General features: G+C 70.5%; 4 protein-coding genes, 1 tRNA gene and 1 rRNA gene. 1 reads left to right on the forward strand and 5 read right to left on the reverse strand.

Going from position 1 to position 7,438, the window contains the following annotated elements; translation table 11 throughout:
- Window positions 1-17: 17 nt before the first annotated feature.
- On the reverse strand, window positions 18-2,183 hold the full coding sequence (scpA, locus tag MTDSW087_RS23445) for a methylmalonyl-CoA mutase (RefSeq protein ID WP_144767285.1): 2,166 nt from the start codon (window positions 2,181-2,183) through the stop codon (window positions 18-20).
- 233 nt (window positions 2,184-2,416) lie between these two features.
- Here scpA and MTDSW087_RS23450 point away from each other — a divergent pair, with 233 nt between their 5' ends.
- Complete coding sequence (locus MTDSW087_RS23450; RefSeq protein ID WP_144767286.1) at window positions 2,417-4,042, forward strand: alpha-D-glucose phosphate-specific phosphoglucomutase; 1,626 nt, start codon at window positions 2,417-2,419, stop codon at window positions 4,040-4,042.
- Window positions 4,043-4,052: 10 nt separating this feature from the next.
- Here MTDSW087_RS23450 and MTDSW087_RS23455 read toward each other — a convergent pair whose 3' ends face one another.
- The 4 genes from MTDSW087_RS23455 to rrf form a co-directional block, all read right to left on the reverse strand.
- Window positions 4,053-5,336 (reverse strand): serine hydrolase domain-containing protein, encoded by a 1,284-nt coding sequence (locus MTDSW087_RS23455; RefSeq protein ID WP_144767287.1) that lies wholly within the window; start codon window positions 5,334-5,336, stop codon window positions 4,053-4,055.
- A 203-nt stretch (window positions 5,337-5,539) separates the two neighbouring features.
- Window positions 5,540-7,048 carry a flavin-containing monooxygenase gene (locus MTDSW087_RS23460; protein WP_144767288.1) on the reverse strand — a complete coding sequence of 503 codons (1,509 nt, stop codon included), beginning with the start codon at window positions 7,046-7,048 and terminating at the stop codon, window positions 5,540-5,542.
- A 183-nt stretch (window positions 7,049-7,231) separates the two neighbouring features.
- Window positions 7,232-7,308: transfer RNA gene (locus tag MTDSW087_RS23465), tRNA-Met, on the reverse strand.
- Window positions 7,309-7,361: 53 nt separating this feature from the next.
- Window positions 7,362-7,438: ribosomal RNA gene (rrf, locus tag MTDSW087_RS31465) — 5S ribosomal RNA — on the reverse strand; the annotation flags it as partial.

A 7,438-nucleotide genomic window follows, 5' to 3' on the forward strand; every position in this document is an offset into this window, starting at 1 on the left:
CTCGGCGGGGTCGGTCCCTACTCCGCCGCCTGCCGCGCGCCGTAGCCGAGGCGGCCGTTCAGCTCCTCGATCAGCTTGACCGCGGCCTCGGCGATGACCGTGCCGGGCGGGAAGATCGCCGAGGCGCCGGCGGCGTAGAGGGCGTCGTAGTCGCCCGGCGGGATGACGCCGCCGACCACGATCATCACGTCGTCGCGGCCCGCTTCCGCCAGCGCCGCCCTCAGTTCCGGCACCAGCGTCAGGTGGCCGGCGGCGAGCGAGGAGACGCCGACGATGTGCACGTCGTTCTCCACCGCCTGGCGCGCGGCCTCGGCGGGGGTGGCGAAGAGCGGCCCGATATCCACGTCGAAGCCGAGATCGGCAAACGCCGAGGCGATCACCTTCTGGCCACGGTCGTGCCCGTCCTGACCCATCTTGGCGACGAGGATGCGCGGGCGGCGCCCGTCATTCTCCTCGAAGGCCTCGACCAGGCCGCGCACCTTCTCGACCACAGGCGACATGCCGCCGACCTCCCGCTTGTAGACGCCCGAGATCGAGCGGATCTCGGCGCGGTGCCGGCCCCAGGCCCGCTCCAGCGCCTCCGAGATCTCGCCGACCGTGGCCTTGGCCCGCGCCGCGTTCACCGCCAGCTCGAGCAGGTTCTCGCTGGTCTCCGCCGCTCCCGTCAGGGCCGCCAGCGCCGCGTCGACATCGGCCTGGTTGCGCTCGGCCCGCAGGCGCTTGAGCTTGTCGATCTGCAGGGTGCGCACGTTGCCGTTGTCGACGCGCAGGAGCTCGATCGCCATCTCGTCGTCGGGCTTGAACTTGTTGATGCCCACGATCGTCTGACGGCCGGAATCGATGCGGGCCTGGGCGCGGGCCGCGGCCTCCTCGATCCGCAGCTTCGGGATGCCGGCCTCGATCGCTTTGGCCATGCCGCCGAGGCTGTCCACCTCGCGGATATGCTCCCAGGCGCGGGCCACGATGTCGGCGGTCAGCCGCTCGACATAGTAGGAGCCGCCCCACGGGTCGACGATCCGGGTGGTGCCCGATTCCTGCTGCAGGAAGAGCTGGGTGTTGCGGGCGATCCGGGCCGAGAAATCGGTGGGCAGCGCCAGCGCCTCGTCGAGCGCGTTGGTGTGGAGCGACTGGGTGCCCCCTTGCGTCGCCGCCATCGCCTCGATCGCCGTGCGGGTGACGTTGTTGAACACGTCCTGCGCGGTGAGCGACCAGCCGCTCGTCTGCGAATGGGTGCGCAAGGGCAGCGACTTGTCGGACTTCGGCTCGAACTGCTTGACGAGCTTCGCCCAGATCAGGCGCGCGGCCCGCATCTTGGCGACCTCCATGAAGAAGTTCGTCGAGATCGCCCAGAAGAAGGACAGGCGCGGCGCGAACTGGTCGATGGTCAGGCCTGCCGCGAGGCCGGCCTTGATGTACTCGACGCCGTCGGCCAGCGTGTAGGCCAGCTCCAGGTCGTTCGTCGCGCCGGCCTCCTGCATGTGGTAGCCGGAGATCGAGATCGAGTTGAACTTCGGCATGTTGGCCGAGGTGTAGGCGAAGATGTCCGAGATGATCCGCATCGATCCCTTGGGGGGATAGATGTAGGTGTTGCGGACCATGAACTCCTTCAGGATGTCGTTCTGGATCGTGCCGGCGAGCTTCGAGGGCGGCACACCCTGCTCCTCGGCCGCGACGATGTAGAGGGCGAGAACGGGCAGCACCGCGCCGTTCATCGTCATCGACACGGTCATCTCGTCGAGCGGGATCCCCGAGAACAGGGTCCGCATGTCGTAGATCGAATCGATCGCGACGCCCGCCATGCCGACATCGCCCGAGACGCGCGGATGGTCCGAATCGTAGCCGCGGTGGGTGGCGAGGTCGAAGGCGACCGAGAGGCCCTTCTGCCCGGCCGCCAGGTTGCGCCGGTAGAAGGCGTTCGAATCCTCGGCCGTGGAGAAGCCGGCATATTGCCGGATCGTCCAGGGCTGGGTGACGTACATGGTCGGATAGGGCCCGCGCAGATAGGGCGGCAGACCCGGATAGGTGTTCAGGAATTCCAGGCCCTCGCGGTCCTCGGGGCCATAGGCGCCCTTCACCGGGATGCCCTCCGGGCTCATCCACGGCTCGCCGAGCGCCGGAGCGGGAGCCGGCAGGGGCTCACCCGAGAACGGGACCTCGGCGAAGTTCGGGATGCGGGACATCAAAACGGGCTCGCTGTAACGGGCCCCGCGGGAGGGCCCCCTTGACCGGCATTATAAGGACGGTTCGGGCGCATGCCACTCCCCGTGCGGGGGAGACGGCAGCGGCCGCAGGCCTCGACACGTGCCGGGGCCGGCCCTGTTGAAACGCTCCGCCATCGCCATACTAGTGAACGGCCGAGGTTCGTGGCCGCCTGGCCCGGCCGCCGCGACGCGCCCCGAAGGATACGCCCCCGCCGATGGCTCTCAAGACCGTTCCGACGACCGCCTTCCCGGACCAGAAGCCGGGGACCTCGGGCCTGCGCAAGAAGGTGCCGGTGTTCCGGCAGCCGAATTACGTCGAGAACTTCGTCCAGGCGACCTTCGACACCCTGCCCGACCGGGCCGGGCAGACGCTGGTGATCGGCGGCGACGGGCGCTTCCTCAACCGGGAGGTGGTGCAGGTCGCCATCAAGATCGCCGCCGCCAACGGCTTCGGCCGGCTGCTCGTCGGCCGCGGCGGCCTGCTCTCGACGCCGGCCGCCTCCTGCGTGATCCGCAAATACGGGGCGATCGGCGGCATCGTGCTCTCGGCGAGCCACAATCCCGGCGGGCCGGACGGCGATTTCGGCATCAAGTTCAACGCCAAGAACGGCGGCCCGGCCCCGGAGAGCGTCACCGCCGCGATCTTCGAGCGGGCGAAGGGGATCACCCAATACCGCATCCTCGACGTGCCGGACCTCGACCTCGACCGGATCGGCGAGACCACCCTCGGCGACACGGTGGTCGCGGTGATCGATCCCGTGGCCGACTACGCCGCGCTGATGGCCGAGCTGATCGACTTCGACGCGATCCGACGCCTGTTCGCGGGCGGCTTCCGCATGCGCTTCGACGCGATGAGCGCCGTGACCGGCCCCTACGCCAAGGCGATCCTCGAAGGCGAACTGGGCGCCGCCCCCGGCACGGTGGTGAATGCCGAGCCGAAGGAGGATTTCGGCGGCCACCATCCGGACCCGAACCCGGTCCACGCCAAGGAGTTGTTCGACCTGCTGCATGGCCCCGACGCGCCCGATTTCGGCGCGGCCTCGGACGGCGACGGCGACCGCAACATGATCGTGGCGCCCCATCTCTTCGTGACGCCGAGCGACAGCCTCGCCATCCTCGCCGCCCACGCCCAGCGCGCGCCGGGCTACGCCGCGGGGCTTGCCGGCCTCGCCCGCTCCATGCCGACGAGCCGGGCCGCCGACCGGGTCGCGAAGAAGCTCGGCATCCAGGCCTACGAGACGCCGACCGGCTGGAAGTTCTTCGGCAACCTGCTCGATGCCGGCCTGATCACGCTCTGCGGCGAGGAGAGCGCCGGCACCGGCTCGAACCATGTCCGCGAGAAGGACGGGCTCTGGGCGGTGCTGCTCTGGCTCAACATCCTGGCCGCCACGGGCGAGCGCGCCGACGCCCTGGTGCGCGCGCACTGGGCGGAGTTCGGCCGCGACTACTACACCCGCCACGATTACGAGGAGGTCGAGAGCGCCGCCACCGAGGCGCTGATGCAATCCCTGCGCGACCGCCTCGCCGACCTGCCGGGGCAGGCCTTCGCCGGCCTCACCGTCGCGAGCGCCGACGATTTCCGCTACGTCGACCCGGTCGACGGCTCGGTGACCGAGCGCCAGGGCATCCGCATCGCCTTCGCCGAGGATGCGCGCGTGGTCTACCGGCTCTCCGGCACGGGCACGCAGGGCGCGACCCTGCGCGTCTATCTCGAGCGCTACGACCGCGACCGGCACGACCGCGACCCCGCCGAGGTGCTCAGCCCGGTGGTCGCGGCGGCCCGCGCCATCGCCGACATCGCGGGCCATACCGGCCGCGCCGAGCCGAGCGTGGTGACCTGAGGGGCCGCCCTCACTTCATCAGCGCGCCGTACACCATCTGCCGCAGCAGCGCGTAGTAATGCCCGCGCAGGCTCGGCGCCTGGAACATCGCCACCACCACGAGGCGCTCGGCCGGGTCGAGCATGTAGCGCGGCCCGGTGATGCCGCCCCAGTAGAGGTCGCCCGGTGCGCCCGGCGTCGTATGGCCGCCGGTGGCGAGGCGGACCGGGTTGACGAGGCTCCAGCCATAGCCGTCGTCCACGTTGTTGCGCGGGCCGCGGATGCCGTTGAGCTGGTCGTGGTGGAGCATCAGGCGCACGGTGCGCGGCGCCAGCAGCCGCACGCCGTCGATCGCGCCGCCATTGGCGAGCATCTGCAGGAGCCGCGCCACGTCGCCCGCCGTGGAGGCGAGGCCGGCCCCGGCCGAGAAGCGCTTCGGCGGTTTGCGCAGGTCGAGCCAGGTGAAGACCCAGGCGAGCGGGTCCTTCTCGCGCGTCGCCTGCGAGGGCTCGGCGAGGCGGCCGGCCCGGGCCTCGTCCACCTGCCAGACCGTGTCGGTCAGCCCCAGGGGCTCCAGCACCTGCTCGGCGAGGATCCGGTCGAGGGGCTTGCCCTCGATCCGCTCCAGCATGTGCCCGAGCACGTCGGTGGCGATGGAGTACTCGAAGGTGGTGCCCGGCTGGTAGAGCAAGGGCTGCTGCGCGAGCTTGGCGAGCATCTCCGGGCCGGTCAGGCCGTAGAGCCCCTCGAGATCCTGCTCGCGCTGGTTGCGCCGCACCGGGTTGGCCGGCCCGATCCACCAATAGGTGAGGCCCGCCGTGTGACGCATCAGGTCCTGCACCGTCGGCGGGCGCCGCGGCGCCTCGGGCGGCGGCACCTCGCCGCTCGTGGCCGATTCGAAGCCGGCATAGACCTTGAGGTCCTTCAGCTCGGGCAGGTGCGTCGCCACCGGGTCGGAGAGCTTGAAGCGGCCCTGCTCGTAGAGGCGCAGCGCCGCCGTGGTGACGAAGAGCTTCGTGGTGGAGGCGATGCGATGCAGGCTGTCGAGGCGCATCGGCACGCCCGGGCTCTGCTCGCCGAAGGCCCGGGACATCACCGGCTTGCCGTCGCGCAGGACCATCAGGACCATGCCGGGGATCTTGCCGCTGCTGACGTCGCGCTGGACGAGGTCGGCCGCCGCCTGGAGCCGCCCGGGATCGAAGCCGAGCTCGGCCGCCCCGGCGAGCGGCGCCGGCTCGAAGGCCAGGGCCGGCGCCCCCGCCAGGGCGAGCCCGATCAGGCCGGCGCCCAGGATCCGCGTCAGCGTCTCGCGCATTCTCGTCGTCCTCCCTCGACCCCGGGGCTTGTGCCACCCCGCGCCCGCCGATCGCGGTCGCAGGAATGCGGGCGCCCCGTTTCCGGTCTCATGCTCTCGCAGCCAAGCCCGCCGCGCACCCGGTCCGCGCCCGCGCCCGGGAACAGACCGCCCCGCCTGTTCCTCCGGAGACGGCGCAAGCCCCCTCCCCTATCGGAGGGCGCTCAGGCCGCCCGCTTCCCGCCGAAGGTCAGGGCCCCGTCGTCGAGTCGGCCGTAGCGGAGCGTGGCGAGGTCGAGCACGTAGTTCTGGTGGAGCTTCCACGGGCGCGACGCGCCCTGTTTCGGCATCAGGTGGCGCGCCCGCTCGATATAGCCGGAGGTGAAGCCGATCAGCGGCTCCTCGCCCGTGGCCTCGCCCCGCCGCGGCATGCACCAGGCGTTGCCCGTCGCATCCATGCGGCGGATGAGCCGGCAGACGAAGCCCGCCGTCAGCTCGCATTTCAGCGTCCACGAGGCGTTGGTGTAGCCGATGGCGAGGGCGAGGTTCGGCACGTCGCTCAGCATCATGCCGCGGTAGAGGTAGCTCTGCACCGGGTCGGGAGTGCGGCCGTCGACGCTGATCTGCACGCCGCCCATCATCTTCACCCGGAGCCCCGTCGCGGTGACGATGATGTCGGCGGGCAGATGCGTGCCGGAGGCGAGCTGCAGCCCGGTCTCGGTGAAGCTCTCGATCGCGTCGGTCTCCACCGAGGCCCGGCCCCGCCGGATCGCCTTGAACAGGTCGCCGTCCGGCGCGAGGCAGAGGCGCTGGTCCCAGGGCTTGTAGCGCGGCGTGAAATGCCGGCCGACATCGTAATCGCGCCCGAGCTGGCTGCGGATGGCGCCGAGGATCTTGCGCGTCATCACCTCCGGCTGGCGGCGCGCGAACTGGTAGAAGGCGAGGCTGAGGGCGATGTTCTTCCAGCGCGCGAGCCGGTGAGCGAGCCCCAGCGGCAGGCGGCGCTTCATCCAGTTGGCGATGTGGTCCTTGGCCGGCAGCGCCACGATATAGGTCGGCGAGCGCTGCAGCATGGTGACGTGGGCGGCTGTCTTGGCCATCTCCGGCACCAGCGTCACCGCGGTGGCGCCGCTGCCGATGACCACGACGCGCTGCCCCGCATGGTCGAGATCCTCCGGCCAGGCCTGCGGATGCACGATGCGACCGCCGAAGCGCTCCATGCCCGGCCAGTCTGGTAGATAGCCGGCGTCATAATCGTAGTAGCCGGCGCAGACGTAGAGGAAGGAGCAGGTATAGATGAGGCGCCGCCCCTCCGGCCCGGCCTCGACCGCGACCGTCCAGCGCGCTTCTTTGGTGCTCCAGGCGGCCGAGACCACGCGTTGCCGGTAGCGGATCCTGCGGTCGATGCCGAAGGCGGCGGCGGTCTCGCGGAGATAGGCTAGGATCGAGGCGGCGTCGGCGATCGACTTGTCCTCGGTCCAGGGCCGGAAGCTGAAGCCGAAGGTGTAGAGGTCGGAATCCGAGCGCAGGCCGGGATAGCGGAACAGGTCCCAGGTCCCGCCGAGCGCCTCCCGCGCCTCCAGGATCGCGTAGCTCTTGTCCGGGCAGCGCGTCTGCAGGGCATGGCCGGCGCTGATCCCTGAGATCCCGGCCCCGATCACCAGCACGTCGAGATGCTCGGCCGGGGGCGCCTCCGGCTGTGTCGCGTCCTCGGCCTCCGAGAGGATCCGCATGGCTGAAGCCTCCCAAGGCTCGACGGGGAACGACCCTCTAGCACGTGCCGGGATCCCAGAGGGACAGGTCCCGGACGCGCATTTCCAGGGCTCCGCCCCGGACCCGCCAAAGGGATGATCCCTTTGGGATCCCGGACACGACAACGGCCCGTCCCCTTTTGGGGGACGGGCCGTTGGCTGATCTGGTTGCGGGGGTTGGATTTGAACCAACGACCTTCAGGTTATGAGCCTGACGAGCTACCGGGCTGCTCCACCCCGCGCCGGGCGGCTGTGACGTTTCGTGTCGAGGGTGTGTGTGTCTTGCGTTGGGCGGGCCTGGCGGCGACCGACTCTCCCGTGTCTTGAGACACAGTACCATGGGCGCTGGTGCGTTTAACGGCCGAGTTCGAG

Source organism: Methylobacterium dankookense (assembly GCF_902141855.1).
Classification (GTDB): domain Bacteria; phylum Pseudomonadota; class Alphaproteobacteria; order Rhizobiales; family Beijerinckiaceae; genus Methylobacterium; species Methylobacterium dankookense.